Genomic DNA, 20,407 nt, shown 5'->3' on the forward strand with positions numbered 1-20,407 from the left:
CATGTCAGAACGAGAAAGGAAAGGCACGTGCGGGAGGAGAACGTCCGCCACCATCGCATTGACCCACGCGTCGCATTGCTCGTCCTGCTTCCACTGAACGTGGAGGTCACCCTGTATCCCCATCTTGGGTACCAGGTGGCATCGATGGGCGTCGTCCTTCTCCTCATGCTGGCATGTCGGCAGCCCGCCTCCGCGTTGAAGTGGGCGGTCGCCTACGCGTCGGCCTTCGTCCTCGCACACCTTCCCGGCATGACGGGATGGGGATGGCTCAGTTCGCCCGCCAGCATGTTTCTCATGTTCCAGCGCGTGTTTCCCGTCGCCGCGTTCGCGGCGCTCTGCCTCGCGACCACGCATTCGGGCGAGCTCGCCTGCGCCCTCCAGAAGATGGGCTTCCCCTCCAGGCTCGTAGTCTCGCTCTGCGTTGCGCTGCGCTTCGTCCCCACTCTGGCGCGCGAGTTCAGGGCGGTGGGCGAGGCAATGAGAGTCCGCGGGATGGCCTCTTCCCCACTGGCCGTGGCGGCACACCCCGCAAGAACCGTCGAGCGCCTTATGGTTCCCGTCATCGGACGGGTGGGAATCATCGCCGACGAGCTGGGAAACGCGGTGGTGGCACGAGGTGCGGACACCGCGAGGAGGCGCAGCTCGTATTACGTCCTGCGCGTACAGGCGGCCGACGTCCTGCTCCTGGTGGTCGAGTACGCCCTGTTCGCGGCCATGGTGCTCGCAAGGCTGGGGGTGGTTGCCCCATGAGCGTCGCCGTCTCGTTCGAGCGGTTCTCCTTCCGCTACGATGGTGCCGAGTCGGACGCACTCCGCGACATCGACCTGCAGGTCCACGAAGGCGAGCTCGTGGTGCTCACGGGCGAATCCGGTTGTGGAAAGACGACGTTGACCCGTGCCATGAACGGACTAATCCCGCTGGTCTACCAGGGAACCATGAGGGGGCGCGTCGCCATCGACGGCAAGCCCGTCACCGAATGGACCACGAGCGATCTTGCGGCAACGGTGGGCTCGGTGTTCCAGAACCCACGCAGCCAGTTCGTGAACTCCGACGTCGAGGCGGAGCTTGCGTTTGGCTGCGAGAACCAGGGTCTTCCGCGCGCGACGATCGCCGAGCGGGTGCACGAGAGCGTGAGGACGTTTGGGATAGGGCACCTGCTGCATTCCCGGGTCGAGGAGCTTTCGGGCGGACAGCGCCAGATGGTGGTCCTGGCATCCGTGTACGCCACACATCCCGACGTCTTCGTGTTGGACGAGCCGACCGCGGCGCTCGACGTGCCTTCCATGGAGCTCCTGGGCCAGGCGCTCGCAAGGCTCAAAGCGATGGGCAAGACCGTCATCGTGTCCGAGCACCGTCTGTGGTGGCTCTCCGACCTTGCCGACCGCGTCGTGGTCATGCGGGACGGAGCCATTGCCGGCTCATGGTCGGCCGCCGACTTTGGCGCCCTCCCATGGGAGACCCGGTCGGGGTGGGGCCTGAGGGCATGGCGAGTCGAGGAGATGGACGCGCGGGCATCGAGCCCCACTTCTTGCGAGAAGGTCTCCGCGACATCGGTCGGCGACAGACGGGGAGAAGGTCGCGTCGCGCTGGAGACGAGGGGCCTGTGCGTGTCGTATCGCCACCGCAGAAGGGTGATAGACGACTGCGACCTGACCATCCCCGCCGGAACGGCCATCGGCCTCGTCGGGGCGAACGGCACGGGAAAGACGACGCTCGCCCGATGCCTGTGCGGCATCCAGAGGGAGGCGGCCGGCACCGTCGAGCTCGCTGGAACGGCGCTCAGACCCTCTCGGCGCGCTGGATCGATCTACCTCGTCATGCAGGAGCCGGGCTACCAGCTCTTCGAGCACACGGTTGCCCGCGAGCTCGAGGAGGCCCAGAGGCGCGGCTTCGACCGAGATGCCCCCAAGGCGTTCTCCATGGAATCGCTGATGGAGGATTTTGGCCTCGCCGAGCTCGTCCAGCGGCATCCCCTGTCCCTGTCCGGCGGGCAGGGACAGCGCGTGTCGATCGCCGCAGGACTGCTATACGGCGCACGGGCCCTGGTCATGGACGAGCCGACCAGCGGGCTCGACCATCGCAACATGGACGTCATCGCCAAGCAGATCGGCCGGCTCAAGCGCCATGGCCTTCCGATCTGCGTGATCACTCACGACTACGAGTTCCTCTGCTCGGTCTGCGACGCCGTCGTCTCGCTGGACGGCGGACGTCCGTCGACGCCGATTCCGCTCAATCCGGAAACACTCGGGCGCATAAGAAGGCTGCTCGGTTTTTCATCGGTCCACTGAGGCTTCTATCAGAAAGGAAATGGCTCATGGCTGAAAGGACGATTGGTACACAGGCAAGGGACACGGGTCGGCTCACCGCGAAGGACCTCGTGTTCTGCGCGGCGTTCGGCGTTCTGGTGTTCTTCATAACGATGGGCTTCGCCATGGTGTGCAGCTTCGACTACCGCACTTGTTGGAGCGCCCATGCGGCCTCGTCCCTGGTCACCGGCATGGCATGGATGTACATCGTCCAGCGCGTGCCCAAGCGCGGCGCCATGATTGCCATGGGCGCGATCATGGCCGCGTTCGGCTTCGTGATGGGGATGTTCTGGACGGGGCCGGCGGGGATCCTCGTTGGCTGCCTTGCCGCGGAGCTCATCCTGGGCAATCCCAAGACGCGTGGCAGGGGCAGGATCCTGGCGTCCTTCCCTGCGTTCGTCCTCCTGTTCTGGCTGGGCCACATCTCCCTGGTCTACATGATCGGTGGCGACGCGTATGTCGCCCAATGCGTCCAGGCGGGCATGGCGGAGGAATTCTCCCGGAACATGGTCAACTTCATGTACGGCCCCGGAATGGTCGTCACGTGCATCGCCACGGTCGTCTGCGCGACGCTCGGCGGTTTCATCGGCACCAAGGTGTTCGCCAAGCACTTCAGGCAGCTGGGAGTGAGGTAGCCATGACCGACATCTCGCAGGAGCATCGGGACCAGGACAGGGCGGGGCGGGCGGCGATCAAGCTGCTGGCGGCGCACATCAAGGGTCGCACCGTCCTCGCCCAGCTCTTCACGATCCTGTCCGCCCTGCTGGCATTCGTCCCCTACCTCGCCCTGGTGCGGTTGGGCGAGACGTTCATCGCCGCCCAGCAGGGCGTGCGTCCGCTCGATGCCGACCAAGTGAGCGACATCGTCATGCTGCTGGTGACGGCCTTCGTGCTCAGGCTGACGTTCTACCTGCTGTCCCTCACCATCACGCACTTCGCGGACATGAGGCTGCGCTTCGTCATCCGCCGCAAGATCGTCGAGCGCCTCAGCCGCGTCCCTCTCGCCTGGTTTGGCAGGACGGGATCGGGCAGGATACGCAACGCCGTCCAGGACGACACCAAGACCGTCCATACCGTAATCGCCCACGCGCCGGTGGACATGCTCAACGGCATCCTGACTCCCCTGGTGCTCCTGGCGTTCATGTTCGTCATGAACTGGCGCCTGGCCCTTGTCGGGATCGCAACCCTCCCGTTCTACTTCGTGCTGTACGGCTCCTCCATGAAGGACATGGGGCCCAAGACGGCCGAGATGAACAACAACCTCGCAAACGTCTCGGCAACCATGGTGGAGCTCGTCTCGGGAATCAAGGTCATCAAGGCGTTCGGCAAGAGCGGTGAGTCCTACCGCAACTACGCCGAAGCCGCGCGGGCGTTCGCGGACTCGTACTGGGAATGGTGCGCCCCGATGATCGGTCGCTGTGCCGTCGCCGCCGAGTTCGTCTCCATCCCGGTACTGCTGCTGGTGAACCTGGGAGGAGGGGCGCTGCTCCATGCGATGGGGCTCGCGACGCTGCCCCAGATCATCGCATGCACCCTGATCGCCCTGGTCCTTCCGAATGCCATGATGAGCGTCGCGAACATCACCTGGTCGTACCAGCTGGCCGGCTCTGCGGCCGTCAGGCTGGTCGAGCTGATGGACACGCCGCCGCTCGAGGAGCCGGAGCATCCCCATGAGCCCGACGGAAGGCCCCGGGTCGTCATCAGGGACGTCTCGTACTCCTATGGCGAGACCCAGGCGCTCAGGGGCGTCGACCTCACGCTCGAGCCAGGAACGGTGACCGCGCTCATCGGCCCCTCCGGGTCGGGGAAGTCGACGCTGGCGACGCTGGTCGCCCGATTCGACGACCCCTCCCAGGGCTCCATAGAGCTCGGCGGCGTTGACCTGCGATCCCTTTCGCCAGACGTGCTGTATCGCAACGTATCGTTCGTGCTGCAGGATGCGATGCTGCTCAATGCGAGCATCGCGCGCAACGTCTCCCTCCCAAGGCCAGAGGCGAGCCTGGAGCAGATACGGGACGCTGCCAGGGCCGCCCAGATAGACGACTTCGTCATGTCGCTTCCCAAGGGCTATGACAGCGTCATCGGCACCGACTGCGAGCTTTCGGGCGGAGAGGCGCAGCGCCTGTCCATCGCACGCGCGATCCTCGCAGATGCGCCGGTCCTGGTCATGGACGAGGCCACGGCCTTCGCCGACCCCGACTCGGAGGTCGAGATACAGCGGGCCCTCGGCGGCCTGGTCGGGGGGCGCACGGTCCTGGTGATTGCCCATCGCCTGAACTCCGTGGTGGGAGCCCATCAGATAGCCGTCATGGAGGAGGGCAGGATCGCGGCCTTGGGCACGCACGAGACCCTGCTCGACAACGACCACTACCGGGCGCTGCTGGCTCAGGGCGGGTTCGCCCCGACTTCCAGCGCGAAAGAGGGGCAGGGGGATTGCCATGAGTAGAAACCGGAGCCTTCTGCGCCGATTCCGCCGGTACATGACCGACGCCGATGCCGCCATGAACAGGCGTGGCACGGTGGCCTACGCTGCGGCAGGCGTCTTCACGGGACTGGCATTGTGCACGATGATGCCGGCGGCGATAGCCCTCCAGACGGCGAAGGCGCAGTGGGGCCTCGGCTTCGCGGCATGGATGATCGTCCTAGCGGCGCTGGCGGCCCTCTCCTGCGTCCTCGACTACCAGGGCTGCAAGCTCGGATACACCGCCGGCCTGGGGTACATGCGCATGCTGCAGAGGCACATCGGCACAAAGGTCGCCTCCCTGCCCCTGGGCTGGTTCTCGGCGTCGAGCGCCGGCAGGCTGAGCCGCATCGTCACGCAGGAGATGATGTCGAGCGGACAGGCGGTCGCCTACTTCATCGGCCAGCTCGTCCGCAACCTGTGCGCCTGCGTGGTGTTCGGCCTGGGCACCTGGGCATGGAACTGGCGGCTCGGCCTCATGGCGAGCATCGCGATTCCCGTGCTCTTCATCCTGCTCAAGCTCGGACAGAAGTGCATAGAGAACTGCTACGCGGACGAGACTCCCGCAGAGGAGGCCCTCGCCTCCCGAATCGTCGAGTTCGCCCAGTGCCAGGGTGCGCTGCGCGCCTGCCATGCGGGGCCAGGCTACAAGGAGCTCGCCGACAGCTTTGTCGAGGCGCAACGCAAGTCTGTACGTGGGCTCTGGTGGGGCGTGCTGGGCAACCTGGTCTCGGGAATGGGACAGCAGACGCTGGTGTTCGCCATGATCCTGCTGGGAAGCTCCCTGTGCGTGAGCGGCATCGCCACCCCACTCGAGGCAGTCGTCATCATAGGGGTTGCCCTGCGCTTCTCTACCATGGTGTCGGACGTCTCGGCGGCGCTCTTCGGCTTGGAGGAGCGACGCCAGACCTTGGACGGCATCGACGAGGTCATGGACGCTCCCGAGATGCCGACGCCTGCCGTCCCCGGCACCTTCCCCCACGACGCGAGCGTCAGCGCCGATCACGTCACGTTCTCGTACGTGCCGGGCAAGCCGGTGCTCCGCGACGTATGCTTCTCGGTTCCACCATCGGGCATGCTCGCCATCGTGGGACCCTCGGGCTGCGGCAAGACCACGGTCATAAAGCTCATCGCCCGCTTCTACGACACGGCAGCCGGCGCCATGCGCGTCGGCGGCGTCGACGTGCGAGACCTCACCACGGAGGAGCTGTTCAAGAACGTCTCCTTCGTCTTCCAGGACGTGTACCTGTTCAATGACACGCTGCGCAACAACGTCCTTCTGGCGCGGCCGGACGCGAGCGATGACGAGCTCGAGAGGGTCGCCGACCTGGCGGGCGTGACCGAGATCGTCAAGCGCCTGCCCGAGGGATGGGACACCCTCTGCGGCGAGGGCGGCCGCGCGCTCTCGGGAGGCGAGCGCCAGCGCGTGTCGATTGCCCGCGCGCTGCTGAAGCAGGCTCCCATCGTCCTCTTTGACGAGGCGACGTCGGCGCTCGATGCCGAAAACGAGGCGAACATCATCCGGTCGATCGAGGTGCTTCGCAGGTCCTCCACGGTGATCGCTGTCGCCCACAAGCTCGAGACCATCAAGATGGCCGACCGAATCGTCGTGCTGAACGCTCGGGGAACCGTGGAGGAGTCGGGGACTCATGACGAGCTTCTCGAACGAGACGGTGCCTATGCGAACTTCTGGAACAAGCGCATCCTAAGCGCCCGATGGAAGCTGGTCTGACGGCCTACGCGCGCGTCCGTTCAGCAACGGGCCCGGGCACCCAAGGGTGCCCGGGCCCGCATCACGAGCGTCAGCCTGGCGTCCGCCAGACCAGGGGGCTACTCTCCCCTGAGGGCCTTGCCCATCGCGTCGGTCGCGACAATGGCGTCGTGCAGCTCGTCGGGGGTGACGTCGCCGGCGAGGTTGTGGATGGTCTCGCCCGGCACGCAGGCCGCCTCGGCGATCTTCCAGATCTGCTCGTCGGTGGTCACGCCCAGCTCGGCCAGGGTCGTGGGCAGGCCGACCTCGAGGCAGTAGTCCTGGACGTCCACGAACTCCTCCTCGGGAACGCCCTCGAGCACCAGCTGGACCAGCGTGCCGAAGGCGACGCAGTTGCCGTGGGGCGCGCTGTGGCCGCCCAGCGAGGTCAGGCCGTTGTAGAAGGAGTGGGCCGCGGCGCAGTTAACGTTGTCGGCGCCCACGCCGGAGAGGTACACGCAGGCCTCGACGACGTTCTCGAAGGCAGGGGTGACCACGTGGTTCTGGCAGGCAACGATGGCCTGGGAGCTGTAGTCGCGCAGGGTCTCGTAGCAGAGCTTGGCCAGCGCCATGCCCGCGCGGGTGATGCCGGTGCCCTCGAGGCTCGGGGACTCGGTGCGGATGGACGCGCGGCCCTCGAAGTAGGTGCCCAGGGCGTCACCCATGCCCGCCACGAGGAAGCGCACGGGTGCGTCGGCGATGACCTGGGTGTCGACCATGACAGCGGCGGGGTTCTCGGGATAGAAGAGGTACTTGTCGAAGCTGCCGTCGTCGTTGTAGATGACGGAGAGGCCGGTGCAGGGCGCGTCGGTCGCGGCGACGGTCGGGATGATGACGACCTTCTTGCCAGAGTAGTAGGCGGTCGCCTTGGCGGTGTCGACTGCGGAGCCGCCGCCGACGGCAACCACGGCGTCGATGTTGTCTGCCTCGACGATCGCCTGCATCTTGGCGATCTCGCCCTTGCTGGAGATGCCGCCGAAGACCTCGTAGCGACGGTAGTCGTCGGCGTCGCCGAAGCTCTGCTCGATCTTGTCATGGCAGGCCTTGTAGCCGCTGTTGGAGCACACGAACAGCCAGCGCTTGCCCATGTAGCCCATCTCCTCCTGGAACTTCAGGAGGGCACCCTTGCCCTGGACGTACTTCAGAGGCTCACGCATCGCACGCAGACGCTTCATGACAATCCTCGATTCAGTCATGGCGGATGATGTCGCCGACGCCGTCCGGCGGCCGGCAGCAATACATGTTAGGGCAACAATTGCGGGCGACTTGCCGCGTTCGGCAACTTTATGCCCCGGATTTATTCACTGGCTTGGACAAGGGGACCTCGTCTGCCTGGCGGAGTCCCCTAGAGGCGTGCGGCGTAGCTCGCGATTGCCGCCCTGACCTTCTCCATCTGGTCCTCCTTCACGACGTCCAGGTAGGTCGGCGTCACGGAGGCGAGGTAGGCCGCGTCGAAGGTTCCCGCGTCCTGGCGGGCGAAGCCCTCCTCCATCAGGCGCTCGGCATCGTCGCGCCTCTCGTCCTTGACCATGCCCATCACAAAGTCGTGGAACATCTTCTGCGGCATGTTCATGCGCGTCCTCCTTGGGGCCAGTCCTCTCGCTTGCCTGCGGGCATCCATTCTCGCCCAAAGCCTCGTGTCAACAAATGCCATCCGGCAAGTTCACGTCAAAGCCCGAGCGCTTGGACGGATTGGACTGCTCCGCCGTCATGCAGGCTTTGCCGAGGCTATGCCTCCAGCGCCTGAAGCAGGGAAAGCAGTCGGTCCGGGCTGGCGCAGGGCACCACCGCGTTCTGGATCAGCGCCTTGTCCTCTGTGACGAGGTAGCTCGCGTGAATGCGCTGAGCTGCGGCCATGATGAGGTCATCCTCGAAATCAGGGTGCACCACCTGCAGCTTGTCTGCATACCAGCAGTCAGATGCGTCGAGCCCCACCGGCATCGCGAGCTGACGCATGTTCCTGACGCACGCCCATGCCGCATTCGTTGCCGCGAACGCCGCAGATTCCGTGAGCTCGCCGTCCGCCCTGCGAGAGCAAATCTTGAACTCAGTCTTCAGCAGGTAGAAGATGTCTGCTGCTGACGAGACGGAGAAGTACAGCTCCAGCTCGCGCTCGAGGGCAAAGGTAATGAGGTCTCGCGCCGCGTCATGACCAGGACGACTGCCCAGGTAGTTGTTAATCCAAACGTTGGTGTCAAGGAGGAGCCTGCTGGGTCGCTGCATTATTCCGACACCTTTGGCGCATCCGCATCCGGGCCGGCAGCATGGCCTAGCCGCTCCCGCGCCGCTCGTTCGCGTAGCTCCTCAAGCGGGGTCGCATCAGAGAGGCAGAACTCAACCGCCCTGGCAGAGAGGCCCGAATTGCGAACGATGTCCCATCCTTCGTGGAGCGCCGCAAGCCGGTCAGCCACACCGGAAGAAGCACTTCCCTCCGTCTTGGGAGGCAGGAGGCTCGCACCAGAAAGAACCTCTGCCAGCAGCTCCGGTTCCTCCTCATGTCTCACGGCGAGCTCCCACAGGCCTCGGACCGCCTTGGTTGGCGTGAGACCAGCCTTCATGAGGACCTTGTCCCCTCGCTCCTTCAGCAAGGCGTCAATGCGAGTGTTCATCTGGACCACCATGACATCCACCTTCCCACCTCACCTCGCACTGTGACAAATGCTCGTATAGCAAAGATAGCATATGTATAGCGCAGGCGCTCTGGTCGAGGAGTCAGGAACATCTGAGAAACAGGGCCCGCAAGGTCGCGCGCCGGACATGCCCGCGCGGATGTGACCACGACGAACGTGCATGCGCAGGCGATTCGAACTTCACCCATCGCGGCGCGACTACACCGTGATCTCTATCTGGTTGCCCTCGAAGTTACCGCATCCCGCGATGTCAACAGGCCGGAGAACCGCCGGTCCGTGCCCGAGCGACGCCCGGACAGACCCAGGGCGCCCGGCATCGTCGCCCGCATAGGCAAATTTGGAGAACTCACGCGCATGCACTAGGCTTCTGTTTTGTTAGCCAAGGCATACACGCAGAGGGGAACCCATGAGGTACGTCTACATCGCCGTCGGATGCGTCACGCTCGCCCTGGGGACGCTGGGGGTCGTCCTACCCATCCTGCCGAGCGTCCCGTTCTTCCTCGTGACCCTCTACTGCTTCTCGCGCAGCTCGCAGAGGCTGCACGACTGGTTCGTGGGCACGGGCTTCTATCAGAAGAACCTCCGGAGCTACGTGCAGGAGAGGGGCATGAAGCGGGCCGCCAAGCTGCGCGTCATGGCGATGGTCACGCTGCTCATGGGCATCGGCTTCGTCATGATGCACTCGCTCTGGGCCCGCGTGGTCCTGGGCGTCATCTGGTTGGGGCACGTCGTCTACTTCATGGGAGTGGTCAGGAGCCTGCCCGAGGAGTAGGTGGGGCTGGCCCCGCCACTCCTCCGGGCGGGGTCGCAGGCAAGGGCGTCGTTCAGAACTCGCCCGAGATTGCAGGATCGTGCGCTCTCAGGCGAGTTCTGAACGATTCGGTTCCGACGTGGTCGCCAGTCAACGCGACCAGGACCCTCTCCCCTGCCCGCCTCCCCTACCGCAGCCTCCCCACGAACACCAGGTACGAGTACAGGTACAGCCAGGCCGTGCCTCCCAGGATCAGCGCGACGAGGAGACCAACGAGCAGCTCGCCGCCAAGCGCTCCCGCGAACAGAGCCAACGCGAGCATCGCCGCGCCCCACACCACGCTGACGATGCCGCCCATGCGCTGGGTGCGGTCCCAGTTGTGCTCGTCTGCCAGCGCCCAGGGGGTCTTCACACCGAAGGTGTAGTTCTGGCGCACGCGCGGCATGTAGTTGCCCAGGGCCACGAACAGGACGCCCAGCCCCGCGAAGGTCAGGCTCCCGACCAGGCCGCTCCCCTCGGGGATGAGCCCGAAGACCGTCGCCTCGGTGACCCAGCTGAACGCCATCATGTACAGGCTGAACCCGCAGACGAAGCCACGCCACACGCCCCAGGAGCGCTCATAGCCCTCCCGACGTGGGTCGATGGACGGTATCACGCGGAACAGCAGCAGGAACAGGAACGGCAGCGCCGCCAGTACGAGCGCCATGTACCTGGGCCCATAGCCGTCGGCCGCGCCGGATGCGCCCCAGTGCGTGGGGACCTGCTCCGGAAGGCTGGGATACACCAGCAGATGCGCCACGAAGTTGACGAGCGCGACCGCAGCCAGCACATAGACGAAGCGCCGCGAATGCCTCTTGACCGCCATTGCGACCTACCTCTCTCCAAACGAGTAGAACCACTCCATGACCTCTTGCAGCACAGTCATGTTGAGGTGATAGACGATGCTCTGGCCCTGTCGCTCCGAGCTCACCAGGCCCGCCGAGCGCAGGATGCCCAGGTGGTTGCTGATCGAGGGCTTCGAGATGTCGAACTGCTCGGCAATCTGCCCCGCGCTGAGGTCACCCGCACGCAGGAGCTCGAGGATGCGCCGCCGCGTCGGGTCCGAAAGCGCCTTGAATGCCTCCCCCGCCATTGGCTCTTACCTCCTCGTTTTGATATTTATCCAAATGACTAATTACTGGACGAGAGTATGCGCGCGACGCGGCCCGAAGTCAAGCGGGAACGCAAGTCGCACGAGGGCGTGAATGGCACGAATGCGTAAGTGGCACGAAAAGGCGTTGCGGCGTCCTGGAACTCCTGGGAACATCGTCGTCTGGGCAGACGAGAATCAATGCGTACGCACTAAATTCAGCTCTTCTCGCCTGAATTGATGCGAACGCACAAAATCTATTAGCTTTCGTTATAATTGATGCGAGCGCATTCGAGAGGAGCGGCGATGCCAGAGACGCGCGTCACCAACGCAAGGGACCTCGGCGCCCTCATAAGGTCCACGCGCAAGGAGCAGGGCTTCACCCAGGCCGAGCTCGCCGAGGGCTCGGGCGTGGGAATCACCTTCGTCTCGAAGCTCGAGCGCGGCAAGGGCAGCTCGGAGTTCGACAAGGTGACCCAAGTCGCCCGCATGCTCGGCATCGACCTGTTCGCGCGGACGAGGGGGTAAGTCATGCCAACACATGGAAATAAGCTCCGGATTCTGCGCCATGGCGGATCGAGCACCCTGGTAGTTGGAGAAATCGACCTCAGCACGCGACAACTCGAATACTCACGCCCATACCTCGCCGATTGTACCCAAGGTCGAGCTCATCGCCTTGGGAAGAGGCCGACTCGCCATCTGCGTCGAGCGGTTTGATCGACAGACAACGGTCCTCGAGGACGGAAGGCTGGCGGTGCGAAGGCTCCACCAAGAAGACCTCGCCCAGTCGCTGGGAATCTATCCCGGGTCAAAGTATGCGGAGCTTGACCCAAGCAGTGCGAGCGCCATAGCGCACCTGCTGCGGAATCACTCCTCTCAGCCGCTTAGGGACATACAGGGCCTTGCCCGCATCATGCTGCTCAACTATCTGGTAGGAAACTGCGACAACCACCTCAAAAACCTCTCGCTCATGCACGAGGGGGCATGGACAAGGCTCGCTCCGGCCTATGACATCGTTCCGACCACGCTCTTCGATCGCTTCAGCAGGCAGATGGGGATGCGAATCGGACGCCACGGCATAATCGACGAGGTCATACCCGAGGACTTCGTGGAACTGGCGAACGAGCTTGGCATCAGCGAAGAGCTCCTACGCCGCACTGCCAGGGAACTGTGCGATGCACTTCCTCGAAGCATTGACGAAGAGGGAGAAAGGCAGGCCCGAACAGGGTTCGAAGCGCTCGCCTACGACGCCGAGAATCTGATCGCAGACATGCTTCCCAGGAAGGCGACATTGGAGAGCTTCGCGCAACGATAACGTGGATGTGGTTTCCTACTCCAGCAGACCCTCCAGGTTGTGGCGGAAGCGCGCACGGTCCTCCGAAGCGAAGGCCGCCGGTCCCTTGGTACGGCCACCCGCACGGCAGACCTTCTTCTTCTCGTACCGGATGAAGAGCTCCATGTCTATGGTCGCCCTGTCGAACACGCGACCGCGCACCCCGATGGCGGGGCGCCCCTGCCCAGGACCATCGCCGCCAGGCCGATGTCCTGGGTCACCACAACGTCCCCCGGCTCCAAGCGCTCCGTAATGGCGAAGTCCGCACTGTCCGCCCCGACGGAGACCGCGAGCACGTCCACCCAGAAGCCGCGACGGGCGTGAGCGACGTCGCGGGGGTCGTCTCGCCTGACATGTCGCTCCAGGTTCTGCGTGCTGTTGCCGGCGATTACCACGGGCACGCCGCGCCTGCGCGCCACGACAAGAGCGTCGGCCGTCATGGGACACGCGTCCGCATCGATGTACAGCGTGGTCATGCGGCTCCTCTCGCCTGGGCGTGCGGGATGGGCGTGCCGTCGGGCCGTTGCGGGGTGGCGTGCCGTCGGGCCGTTCTTTACTGGTGGGAGTTTCCCCAACGAGAGAAAACCTTAGCAGTAAAGAACGCGGCACATCGCATGGTGCGGCGACCTGCGGGTGGCGCGTTCTTTGCTGGCTTTGCTTGCGGGCGTCGTGTTCCCTACTGGCTCTCAGCGACGAAATCTCGCCATCCAAGGCGAGAAAAGAACGCCGACCGCTGCATTTGCCCACATGAGCTGCGGCGGCGTGTTCTTTATCGCCCGCATCAAAGCCACGATGCTTCGATTCGCCCGAGTAAAGAACACGCCGGAGTAACTGGTCGACACGAGTGCGTCCAACGCGTCTGAATGACAAGCAAGAACGTCCAATACGTCTGAACGACACGCCAGTACGTCGCACGCGTCTGGGTGACACGTGAGAACGCCAAACGCGTCTGGACGTGGCGCGCCAACTGGGAAAACGTCAGACCATTAGGCGCGTTGGACGCTTTCGGCGAAACAACGCGCGTATTGGACGTTGTCGCGGGCGAGAGACGCGCCGGGCGCTGTCGGCAGCCGCACGCACGCGCCCAACGTCGCCACCAGCCGCACGCGCCCACGCACAAAACGGGCGGGCCGGCACATCGCCAGCCCGCCCGCACTAATCACCTCGTCACCCATCCACACTCCGGCCAAGGGCGCCCCGGCAGCGACCTACAGCCACCTCTCCGGGAGCTTCTCTCCCTTGGCGGCCGCCTCCTCCGGAGTGTCCGGATCGAACGAGACCGGGTCGGCGTTGGCATCCGCGCCGCCCATGCCGTAGGTGGGGCGCGCCGCCTCGTACTGGATCTTGCGCGCGGTCCTGCGCACGTCGGCCTCGGGCATGTTGTCGTAGCGGTGGCAGGCGCAGCGGTGCCCCGCAACGACCTCGCGAAGCTCCGGCGCAGCGACGTCACAGGCTCCCACCTTGGCGAAGCAGCGGCTCGCGAAGCGGCAGCCCGCCGGCGGGTCGATGGGGCTGGGCACGTCTCCCTGCAGGATGATGCGCTTGCGCGAGAGGTGCGGGTCGGGCGACGGGATGGCTGAGAGCAGCGCCTGCGTGTAGGGGCAGAGCGGCTCGTGGTAGAGGTCGTTCTTCTGGGCGACCTCCATGAGCTTGCCCAGGTACATCACGCCCACACGGTCGGATACGTGCTTGACCACGTTGAGGCCGTGCGCGATGAAGAGGTAGGTGAGTCCCAGGTCCTCCTTGAGGTCGTCCAGGAGGTTGAGCACCTGCGCCTGGATGGAGACGTCCAGCGCGCTCACGGGCTCGTCGCAGACGATGAGCTTGGGATTCACGGCCAGGGCGCGCGCGATGCCCACGCGCTGGCGCTGGCCGCCGCTGAACTCATGGGGATAGCGCCTCTTGAGGTCGGGTCTGATGCCCACGCGCTCGAGCAGCTCGTCCACGCGGGCGTCGATGGCCTCCGCGGGCAGGATGCCGTTGGTGACGATGGGCTCGCTCACGATCTGCTCGACGGTCATGCGCGGGTTGAGCGAGGCGTAGGGGTCCTGGAAGATCAGCTGGATGTCGCGGCAGAGCTCGCGACGGCGCTGCTTGCTGGCGTCGGTGATGTCCTCGCCCTCGAAGTAGATTCTGCCGCCGGAGGGCTTGAGCAGGCCCACCAGCATCTTGCCGATGGTGGTCTTGCCGCAGCCCGACTCGCCCACCAGGCCGAAGGCCTCGCCGCGGTGGATCTTGAACGACACGTCCTCGACCGCGCGCACGTAGGAGGTGGGACGCCCGAAGAAGTTGGTCTCGGCTACGAAGCTCTTCGAGAGGTTCTTGACCTCCACCAGGACGTCGTCGCGCGTGGGATCGCTCTTGGGGTCTGCCATGGGCTACTCCTCCCCCTCTTCGTACAGGAAGCAGCGGACGCTGCGGCTGGGGTCGCCGGGGTAGGGCCTGAGCTCGGGGCGCTCGCGGCGGCAGCGCTCCATGCAGCGGTCGCAGCGGTCCGAGAACGGGCAGCCCGAGGGCATGTCCAGCGGGTTGGGCACGGTGCCCTTGATGGTGTAGAGGCGCTTGGAGTCGTCGTCCTCGAGGCGCGGAATCGAGTTCAGGAGGCCCAGCGTGTAGGGGTGCAGGGGCCTCTCAAACAACGCGACCTTCTCCGCCTCCTCGACCACCTCGCCGCAGTACATGACCACCACGCGGTCGGCCACCTCCGAGACGACTCCCAGGTCGTGGGTGATGAAGAGCACGGCCATGTCGAACTCGTCGCGCAGCTGGTAGATGAGATCAAGAATCTGCGCCTGGATGGTCACGTCGAGGGCCGTGGTGGGCTCGTCGGCGATGAGCAGCTGGGGGTTGCAGGCCAGCGCCATGGCGATCATGACGCGCTGGCGCATGCCGCCCGACATCTGGTGCGGGTAGTCGCGAGCGCGGTCCGCGGGAGAGGGGATGCCCACCACGCGCAGCATCTCGACCGCACGCTCCCAGGCCTGGTCCTTCTTCATGGGCGTGTGCGTCTGGATGGCCTCGACGATCTGGTCGCCCACGCGGTAGACGGGATTGAGCGAGGTCATGGGCTCCTGGAAGATCATCGAGATCCTCTGGCCTCGGACCTGCTCCATCTCCTTGTCGCTGAGTGACAGGAGGTCGGTGCCGTCGAAGCTGATGCTGCCGGAGGCCACGTGTCCCGGCTTCTGCAGGAGCCCCATGATACTGAGGGAGGTCACGCTCTTGCCGGAGCCGGACTCGCCCACCACGGCCAGTATCTCTCCGCGGTCTATGGAGAAGCTCACGCCGTCCACGGCACGGACGGTGCCCTTGCGGGTGGGGAACTCGGTGACGAGGTCCCTCACTTCGAGAAGTGCCATGCTAGCGCCTCCTGCTCTTGGGGTCGAAGGCGTCGCGGATGCCGTCTCCCAGCAGGTTGAACGCGAGGACGGTGAGGGTGATGGCGAGGCCCGGGAAGATCATGACGTGGGGAGCCTGGAAGATGTAGTCGCGGCCGCGGCCCAGCATGTCGCCCCACTCGGCCTGGGGTGGCTGGACGCCGAGCCCCAGGAAGCCCAGGGCGGCGGCGTCGAGGATGGCGCCCGAGATGCCCAAGGTGGCACGGACGATGATCGAGGGAGCCACGTTGGGCAGGATGTGACGGAAGATGATCTTGGCGTCGGAGTCGCCTATGACGCGGGCGGCGCTGACGTAGTCGTTTGCCTTGACCGCGAGGACCTGGCTGCGCACGATGCGCGCGTACTCGGGGATGGACACCAGGCCGATGGCGATGACCGCCTTGTCGATGCCCTTGCCGAGCGCCGCCATGAAGGTGATGGCCAGGAGGATCGAGGGCACGGCGAGCATGATGTCCATGAGGCGCATGATCACCGTGTCGGCCCTGCCGCCCTTGTAGCCGGCGATGGCGCCCAGGGTGACGCCCACCACGAGCGACAGCGCGACCGAGATGAGGCCGACGGTGAGCGAGACCTGCGCGCCCACCATCATGCGGGCCAGGATGTCGCGGCCCTGCTGGTCGCAGCCAAACCAGTGCGCGGCGCTGGGCGCGGCGAAGGACTGGGTCAGGTCCTGCTCATAGGGGTCGTACGGGAGCACGCCGGGGGCGATGGCCGTGACGACGGCTATGAGCACGACGAGGCCGATGAAGACCAGGCTGGCCATGGCCGGGCCGTTGTGGCTCAGCGAGTACCAGACGTCCTTCCAGATGGACTCCGCCTTCTGCGGCCTGGCGGCGTCGACGCCCTTCGTGGGCCCCATGGGCTCCCGCCCGGAGTCGAGTGTCTTCTCCACCAAGATCACCCCTCTTCCTGCGAGTACTTGATGCGCGGGTCAAGGTAGGCGTACACGATGTCCACGATCAGGTTGATGACGACGAAGATCACGCCGATGAGAAGCACGGTGCCCTGGACCACCGGGAAGTCGGACTTCAGGATGGAGTCGACCACGTACTTGCCGATGCCGGGCCAGGCGAAGACGGTCTCGGTGAGGAGGGCGCCGCCCAGGAGGCTGCCGAACTGCAGGCCGATGACGGTGGTGACCGGCAGCATGGCGTTGCGCAAGGCGTGATGGCGGTCGACGCTGCCCTTGGGCAGGCCCTTGGCGCGGGCGGTGCGGACGTAGTCCTCGCCCAGGGTCTCGAGCATGCTGGAGCGCGTCATGCGCGTGATGATGGCCATCGAGTAGAGCGAGAGCGCGAGGGCCGGCAGCACGATGTGCTGCAGGGCGTTGCCCAGGGCCTCGAAGTCGCCGGAGAGCAGCGTGTCAAGGATGAAGAGGCCCGTGCCGCCCACCGGTGCCAGAAGCGGGTCGATGCGCCCGCCCGAGGGCAGAACGTGCAGGGTGCCGGCGAAGAGGATGATCATGAGCACGCCGGACCAGAAGATGGGCATCGAGACGCCCACCAGCGCCACGAAGGTGCTGAGGCCGTCCACGAAGGAGCCCTTGTGGACCGCCGCGAGCACGCCGAGCACGATGCCGAGCACGGACGCCACGATGATGGCGACGATGGCAAGCTCGACGGTGGCCGGGAAGCGGCTCATGATCTCGGTCGTGACGGAGGTGTGGGTGTAGTACGAGGTCCCCAGGTCGCCGCGGAGGGCCGATCCCAGGAAGTTGAGGTACTGCACCACGATGGGGGCCGTAAGCCCGTTCGCCTCTCGCCAGGCCTGCATCTGCTCCTGCGTGGCATGCTCGCCGAGCACGACGCTGGCAGGGTCGGCCGAGAAGACGCGCATGATCAGGAAGACCACGATCGAGAGGCCCAACAGGACGGGAATCGCCTGCAGGACGCGCTTGATCACATATCTCAGCACGTGTCTTCCTCCTCTCTCTTCTCATCTGTTCGCTCTTGTCGGGTCCGGCGACATGCGCCCCTCCGCGCGCGCCACCAGAAGCGCGACTCGGACCGGGCTCGCGTCCGGCCCGAGTCGCAGCGTTGCCTCGGGATGTCCCTCGGCCTTGGATGGGGGCGTCTCTCCCCCGTCCAGGGCTAGGCAGACTTGGTGCAGTTCCTCAGGAACACGACCGCCGTCGGGTGGTAGACGTAGCCCTCGACGTTGGCCTTGTGGCCCAGGAGGTTCTGAGAGTGCGAGATGGGCAGCCAGACCTGGTCCTCGGCCACGATCTGCTCGCACTGGTGGTAGACGTCGTCACGCTCGGAGCCCGCCGGAGTCGAGAGGCCCTTGGCGATGAGCGCCTTGTACTCGTCGTTGGAGTAGCGTGCGACGTTCATGGCGGTGTCGTCGACCGAGAGGAGGTTCATGAAGTTGTCGGGGTCGCCGTTGTCGCCGTTCCAGCCATAGAAGCAGACGTCGTAGTTGCCCGCCTGGACGGCGTCCTTGTAGGAGGTCCAGTCGAACTGGTCGATGGTCATGTCGACGCCGACCTTGCTCAGGTAGCCCTGGACGGACTCTGCGAGCGCGGTGCCTCCCTTGCCGTTGTAGGGACGCGACACCGAGTAGGTGATGCACTTGACCTTGGTGATGCCCAGGGCGGCGAGCTCGGACTTGGCCGCGTCTGGGTCGTATTGGGTCTGCTGGATGTCGGAGTCGTAGGGGGCCATCCACAGGGGCATGACGGAGTTGGCGTAGGTGGCGTAGCCGTTGTAGAGGCTGTCCACGAGCTCCTGGACGTTGACTGCCTTGGCAAAGGCCTTGCGGGCGTCGGCGGTCTTGAAGGTCTCGCTCTGGGTGTTGAAGGCGAGGTAGTTGATGTTCATGCCGTCGGTCTTGTAGACCTTGTCGCCGTTGTTCTCGACCTGGCTCACCACGGCCTCGTCGATGCCGCTGATGATGTCGGCCTCGCCGTTGGCCAGGGCGGTGACGCGCGAGGCGCTCTCGGCGATGAAGCGGAAGACGATGTTCTTGGCCTTGCCGGCGTTGTCCTTGTCCCAGTAGTCCTCGTTGCGCTCGAGCTTGATGTCGGAGTTCTTGGTCCAGCTCACGAACTTGTAGGGACCGGTGCCGACGGGGCTCTCGTTGAGCTTGCCGCCCTCGGCGGCGGTGGGGCTCACGATGGGCGAGGCCATGCACATGGCGAGGTTGGCCAGGAAGGCGGTGGAGGCGGCGCGCAGCTTGATGACGAGGGTGGTGTCGTCGGGGGCGTCGATGGAGGCGATGCCGTTGCCGTCGGCCTCGGAGCCAAAGGTGAAGGCGGCGTAGGGCATGTCCTCGGTACGCTGGGGCTCGAGCTGGCGCTCGATGGAGGCCTTGGCCGCAGCGGCGTTGAAGTCGGTGCCGTCGTGGTACTTCACGCCGGTGCGGATCTTGAAGGTGTAGGTGAGGCCGTCGTCAGAGACCTCGTAGGACTCGGCGAGGCCTGGCTTGACGGCGCAGGAGTCGTCCTCGTACTGCAGGAGGTTCTCGTAGACCTGGACCATGACCATGGCGGACTCGCCGTCGTCGACCATGGCCGGGTCGAGGCCGCGGGGGTCGGAGGCCTGGGCGAAGGTGATGGTGAAGTCGCCGTTGGCGGACTTGGAGGAGCCGCCGGCGCGCTGGCTGCCGCAGCCGGCGAGGGCGAAGGCGCTGCCCGCGCTGACGGCCGCCATGGCCTTGACGAAGTTCCTTCTGGAGATCTGTGCCTTGGTGCTAGCCATGTGTACTCCCTCTCTGATGCACAAAGCCTGATATGGCGTCTTGGCCCACCGAGCCGCCGCCCCTCGCGGCTGTGGCTGCGGCGTAGCGGCCTGTGCGTATGTTTGCATCAGAAATGCAAGGGAGTGATTAAAATGGCGATTTTGAGAAGAAAAGTTTCTTGATACGTAACCAGTTGGACACTTTGCGTCCTTTTTGCGGCTGCCACCGACGCACGGCCCCTCGTCAGTGCAGGTCGGCCTCCGGCGAGAGGGACGATGGGTCGTGGCGTTGTGAACTCCAATCCTAACCATTTTCTTCAGATATCGATAAATGCCTTTGTGTGGAGTACAATCGAATTTAATAGATGACATTGGCTTATAAGGAGTGAGGAATATGGCAGGAACTTTGGCCAATGCGGCACTCTCCACCAAGGTCACGTCTGACGAGAAGACGCTCTTCACCCAGATATGCGACTCCATCGGGACCTCCCCCAGCAACGCGCTCAGGATGTTCGTCTCGGCCTTCAACCGCAGGGGAGGATTCCCCTTCGACCCCTCCAACCCCTACGGCCTTCCCCGCACCACGCTCAGGGCGATGGAAGACGCCGAGCAGGGACGCGTCACGGGCCCGTTCGAGTCAAACGAGGAGATGTGGGCCTCCATCTTCGACGACGGAGAGTAGCCGTGCTGAGCCTGGCCTATACCTCCCAGTTCAAGAAGGACGTTCGTCGCAGACGCAGGCAAGGCGCGGACCTAGAGAGGCTCGGCGAGGTGATCACCCTCCTGCGCAAGGGAGAGGTGCTTGGGGAGCGCTTTCGTGACCACGCCCTCGCCGGCAGGCTTGGCGGGCACCGTGAGTGCCACATAGGCCCGGACTGGCTGCTCGTCTATCGCATCGACGATACGCGCCTCATACTGACCGCCGTTCGCACCGGATCGCACGCCGAGCTCTTCGGCCTCTGAAACGCCCGG

General features: G+C 65.0%; 21 protein-coding genes and 1 pseudogene. 10 read left to right on the top strand and 12 right to left on the bottom strand.

The annotated features are described in order from the left end of the window. Window positions 1–27: 27 nt before the first annotated feature. From ACMPH2_RS05875 to ACMPH2_RS05895, 5 genes are read left to right on the top strand one after another with little or no spacing between them, the layout of a single operon-like run. Window positions 28–750, top strand: coding sequence for an energy-coupling factor transporter transmembrane component T family protein (locus ACMPH2_RS05875; protein ID WP_083558384.1), 723 nt, complete (start codon window positions 28–30; stop codon window positions 748–750). Then, a complete protein-coding gene (locus tag ACMPH2_RS05880) occupies window positions 747–2,288 on the top strand; it encodes an ABC transporter ATP-binding protein (RefSeq protein ID WP_417118889.1) in 1,542 nt (513 codons plus the stop codon). The genes ACMPH2_RS05875 and ACMPH2_RS05880 overlap by 4 nt, the downstream gene beginning before the upstream one ends. Window positions 2,289–2,314: 26 nt before the next feature. Continuing rightward, window positions 2,315–2,941, top strand: a complete 627-nt coding sequence (locus tag ACMPH2_RS05885; protein ID WP_417118890.1) for an MptD family putative ECF transporter S component — start codon at window positions 2,315–2,317, stop codon at window positions 2,939–2,941. Between the two features lie 2 nt (window positions 2,942–2,943). Next, entirely contained in the window at window positions 2,944–4,752 is a 1,809-nt protein-coding gene (locus tag ACMPH2_RS05890) for an ABC transporter ATP-binding protein (protein WP_072500534.1), read from the top strand. After that, window positions 4,745–6,499, top strand: a complete 1,755-nt coding sequence (locus tag ACMPH2_RS05895; RefSeq protein WP_417118891.1) for an ABC transporter ATP-binding protein — start codon at window positions 4,745–4,747, stop codon at window positions 6,497–6,499. The genes ACMPH2_RS05890 and ACMPH2_RS05895 overlap by 8 nt, the downstream gene beginning before the upstream one ends. A 98-nt stretch (window positions 6,500–6,597) precedes the next feature. Here ACMPH2_RS05895 and ACMPH2_RS05900 read toward each other — a convergent pair whose 3' ends face one another. The 4 genes from ACMPH2_RS05900 to ACMPH2_RS05915 form a co-directional block, all read right to left on the bottom strand. Next, complete coding sequence (locus ACMPH2_RS05900; protein ID WP_314640399.1) at window positions 6,598–7,692, bottom strand: glycerol dehydrogenase; 1,095 nt, start codon at window positions 7,690–7,692, stop codon at window positions 6,598–6,600. Window positions 7,693–7,862: 170 nt separating this feature from the next. Next, window positions 7,863–8,090: a hypothetical protein gene (locus ACMPH2_RS05905; RefSeq protein WP_417118892.1), complete on the bottom strand. Its 228-nt coding sequence runs from the start codon at window positions 8,088–8,090 to the stop codon at window positions 7,863–7,865. A gap of 155 nt (window positions 8,091–8,245) precedes the next feature. Next, on the bottom strand, window positions 8,246–8,740 hold the full coding sequence (locus ACMPH2_RS05910; RefSeq protein WP_417118893.1) for a type II toxin-antitoxin system VapC family toxin: 495 nt from the start codon (window positions 8,738–8,740) through the stop codon (window positions 8,246–8,248). Further along, window positions 8,740–9,138 carry a hypothetical protein gene (locus tag ACMPH2_RS05915; protein WP_072500664.1) on the bottom strand — a complete coding sequence of 133 codons (399 nt, stop codon included), beginning with the start codon at window positions 9,136–9,138 and terminating at the stop codon, window positions 8,740–8,742. The genes ACMPH2_RS05910 and ACMPH2_RS05915 overlap by 1 nt, the downstream gene beginning before the upstream one ends. A gap of 415 nt (window positions 9,139–9,553) precedes the next feature. Here ACMPH2_RS05915 and ACMPH2_RS05920 point away from each other — a divergent pair, with 415 nt between their 5' ends. Continuing rightward, the gene (locus ACMPH2_RS05920) at window positions 9,554–9,919 is read left to right on the top strand and encodes a YbaN family protein (protein WP_417118894.1); all 366 of its coding nucleotides are present in this window, start codon (window positions 9,554–9,556) and stop codon (window positions 9,917–9,919) included. A gap of 166 nt (window positions 9,920–10,085) precedes the next feature. Here the strand turns inward: ACMPH2_RS05920 and ACMPH2_RS05925 are convergent, their stop codons facing one another. Continuing rightward, window positions 10,086–10,763, bottom strand: a complete 678-nt coding sequence (locus ACMPH2_RS05925) for an SdpI family protein (RefSeq protein ID WP_417118895.1) — start codon at window positions 10,761–10,763, stop codon at window positions 10,086–10,088. 6 nt (window positions 10,764–10,769) lie between these two features. Next, on the bottom strand, window positions 10,770–11,030 hold the full coding sequence (locus ACMPH2_RS05930) for an autorepressor SdpR family transcription factor (RefSeq protein ID WP_009278798.1): 261 nt from the start codon (window positions 11,028–11,030) through the stop codon (window positions 10,770–10,772). A 303-nt stretch (window positions 11,031–11,333) separates the two neighbouring features. Here ACMPH2_RS05930 and ACMPH2_RS05935 point away from each other — a divergent pair, with 303 nt between their 5' ends. Continuing rightward, window positions 11,334–11,555, top strand: a complete 222-nt coding sequence (locus ACMPH2_RS05935; RefSeq protein ID WP_009278797.1) for a helix-turn-helix transcriptional regulator — start codon at window positions 11,334–11,336, stop codon at window positions 11,553–11,555. A gap of 64 nt (window positions 11,556–11,619) precedes the next feature. Beyond that, complete coding sequence (locus tag ACMPH2_RS05940) at window positions 11,620–12,342, top strand: HipA domain-containing protein (RefSeq protein ID WP_082719518.1); 723 nt, start codon at window positions 11,620–11,622, stop codon at window positions 12,340–12,342. Window positions 12,343–12,357: 15 nt separating this feature from the next. On the opposite strand, the pseudogene ACMPH2_RS05945 reads toward ACMPH2_RS05940, so the two are convergent. From ACMPH2_RS05945 to ACMPH2_RS05970, 6 genes and pseudogenes are all read right to left on the bottom strand, one after another. After that, window positions 12,358–12,836: pseudogene (locus ACMPH2_RS05945) on the bottom strand (YaiI/YqxD family protein). Window positions 12,837–13,568: 732 nt separating this feature from the next. Further along, a complete protein-coding gene (locus ACMPH2_RS05950) occupies window positions 13,569–14,735 on the bottom strand; it encodes an ABC transporter ATP-binding protein (protein WP_417118896.1) in 1,167 nt (388 codons plus the stop codon). Between the two features lie 3 nt (window positions 14,736–14,738). Beyond that, window positions 14,739–15,719 (bottom strand): ABC transporter ATP-binding protein, encoded by a 981-nt coding sequence (locus ACMPH2_RS05955; protein WP_062530645.1) that lies wholly within the window; start codon window positions 15,717–15,719, stop codon window positions 14,739–14,741. Window position 15,720: 1 nt separating this feature from the next. Beyond that, window positions 15,721–16,650, bottom strand: a complete 930-nt coding sequence (gene nikC / locus ACMPH2_RS05960; protein WP_471752470.1) for a nickel transporter permease — start codon at window positions 16,648–16,650, stop codon at window positions 15,721–15,723. A gap of 5 nt (window positions 16,651–16,655) precedes the next feature. Next, window positions 16,656–17,672: an ABC transporter permease gene (locus tag ACMPH2_RS05965; RefSeq protein ID WP_314639142.1), complete on the bottom strand. Its 1,017-nt coding sequence runs from the start codon at window positions 17,670–17,672 to the stop codon at window positions 16,656–16,658. 176 nt (window positions 17,673–17,848) lie between these two features. After that, a complete protein-coding gene (locus ACMPH2_RS05970) occupies window positions 17,849–19,456 on the bottom strand; it encodes an ABC transporter substrate-binding protein (RefSeq protein WP_417118898.1) in 1,608 nt (535 codons plus the stop codon). 373 nt (window positions 19,457–19,829) lie between these two features. Between ACMPH2_RS05970 and ACMPH2_RS05975 the strand changes: the two genes are divergently transcribed. Both ACMPH2_RS05975 and ACMPH2_RS05980 read left to right on the top strand, forming a co-directional pair. Continuing rightward, window positions 19,830–20,117, top strand: coding sequence for a type II toxin-antitoxin system RelB/DinJ family antitoxin (locus ACMPH2_RS05975; protein WP_009278789.1), 288 nt, complete (start codon window positions 19,830–19,832; stop codon window positions 20,115–20,117). Between the two features lie 2 nt (window positions 20,118–20,119). Continuing rightward, the gene (locus ACMPH2_RS05980; protein ID WP_009278788.1) at window positions 20,120–20,398 is read left to right on the top strand and encodes a type II toxin-antitoxin system YafQ family toxin; all 279 of its coding nucleotides are present in this window, start codon (window positions 20,120–20,122) and stop codon (window positions 20,396–20,398) included. The last annotated feature ends 9 nt before the right edge of the window (window positions 20,399–20,407 follow it).

It is taken from the genome of Olsenella phocaeensis (genome assembly GCF_048189965.1).
Taxonomy (GTDB): Bacteria; Actinomycetota; Coriobacteriia; order Coriobacteriales; family Atopobiaceae; genus Olsenella_I; species Olsenella_I phocaeensis.

Bases quoted from the DNA above. Each gene is read 5' to 3' on its own strand.
- ACMPH2_RS05975 (WP_009278789.1), top strand. From the start codon at position 19,830: ATGGCAGGAACTTTGGCCAATGCGGCACTCTCCACCAAGGTCACGTCT.
- ACMPH2_RS05885 (WP_417118890.1), top strand. From the start codon at position 2,315: ATGGCTGAAAGGACGATTGGTACACAGGCAAGGGACACGGGTCGGCTC.
- ACMPH2_RS05925 (WP_417118895.1), bottom strand. From the start codon at position 10,763: ATGGCGGTCAAGAGGCATTCGCGGCGCTTCGTCTATGTGCTGGCTGCG.
- ACMPH2_RS05935 (WP_009278797.1), top strand. From the start codon at position 11,334: ATGCCAGAGACGCGCGTCACCAACGCAAGGGACCTCGGCGCCCTCATA.
- ACMPH2_RS05930 (WP_009278798.1), bottom strand. From the start codon at position 11,030: ATGGCGGGGGAGGCATTCAAGGCGCTTTCGGACCCGACGCGGCGGCGC.
- ACMPH2_RS05895 (WP_417118891.1), top strand. From the start codon at position 4,745: ATGAGTAGAAACCGGAGCCTTCTGCGCCGATTCCGCCGGTACATGACC.
- ACMPH2_RS05890 (WP_072500534.1), top strand. From the start codon at position 2,944: ATGACCGACATCTCGCAGGAGCATCGGGACCAGGACAGGGCGGGGCGG.
- ACMPH2_RS05950 (WP_417118896.1), bottom strand. From the start codon at position 14,735: ATGGCAGACCCCAAGAGCGATCCCACGCGCGACGACGTCCTGGTGGAG.
- ACMPH2_RS05920 (WP_417118894.1), top strand. From the start codon at position 9,554: ATGAGGTACGTCTACATCGCCGTCGGATGCGTCACGCTCGCCCTGGGG.
- ACMPH2_RS05880 (WP_417118889.1), top strand. From the start codon at position 747: ATGAGCGTCGCCGTCTCGTTCGAGCGGTTCTCCTTCCGCTACGATGGT.
- ACMPH2_RS05915 (WP_072500664.1), bottom strand. From the start codon at position 9,138: ATGGTGGTCCAGATGAACACTCGCATTGACGCCTTGCTGAAGGAGCGA.
- ACMPH2_RS05900 (WP_314640399.1), bottom strand. From the start codon at position 7,692: ATGAAGCGTCTGCGTGCGATGCGTGAGCCTCTGAAGTACGTCCAGGGC.
- ACMPH2_RS05955 (WP_062530645.1), bottom strand. From the start codon at position 15,719: ATGGCACTTCTCGAAGTGAGGGACCTCGTCACCGAGTTCCCCACCCGC.
- ACMPH2_RS05910 (WP_417118893.1), bottom strand. From the start codon at position 8,740: ATGCAGCGACCCAGCAGGCTCCTCCTTGACACCAACGTTTGGATTAAC.
- ACMPH2_RS05905 (WP_417118892.1), bottom strand. From the start codon at position 8,090: ATGAACATGCCGCAGAAGATGTTCCACGACTTTGTGATGGGCATGGTC.
- ACMPH2_RS05970 (WP_417118898.1), bottom strand. From the start codon at position 19,456: ATGGCTAGCACCAAGGCACAGATCTCCAGAAGGAACTTCGTCAAGGCC.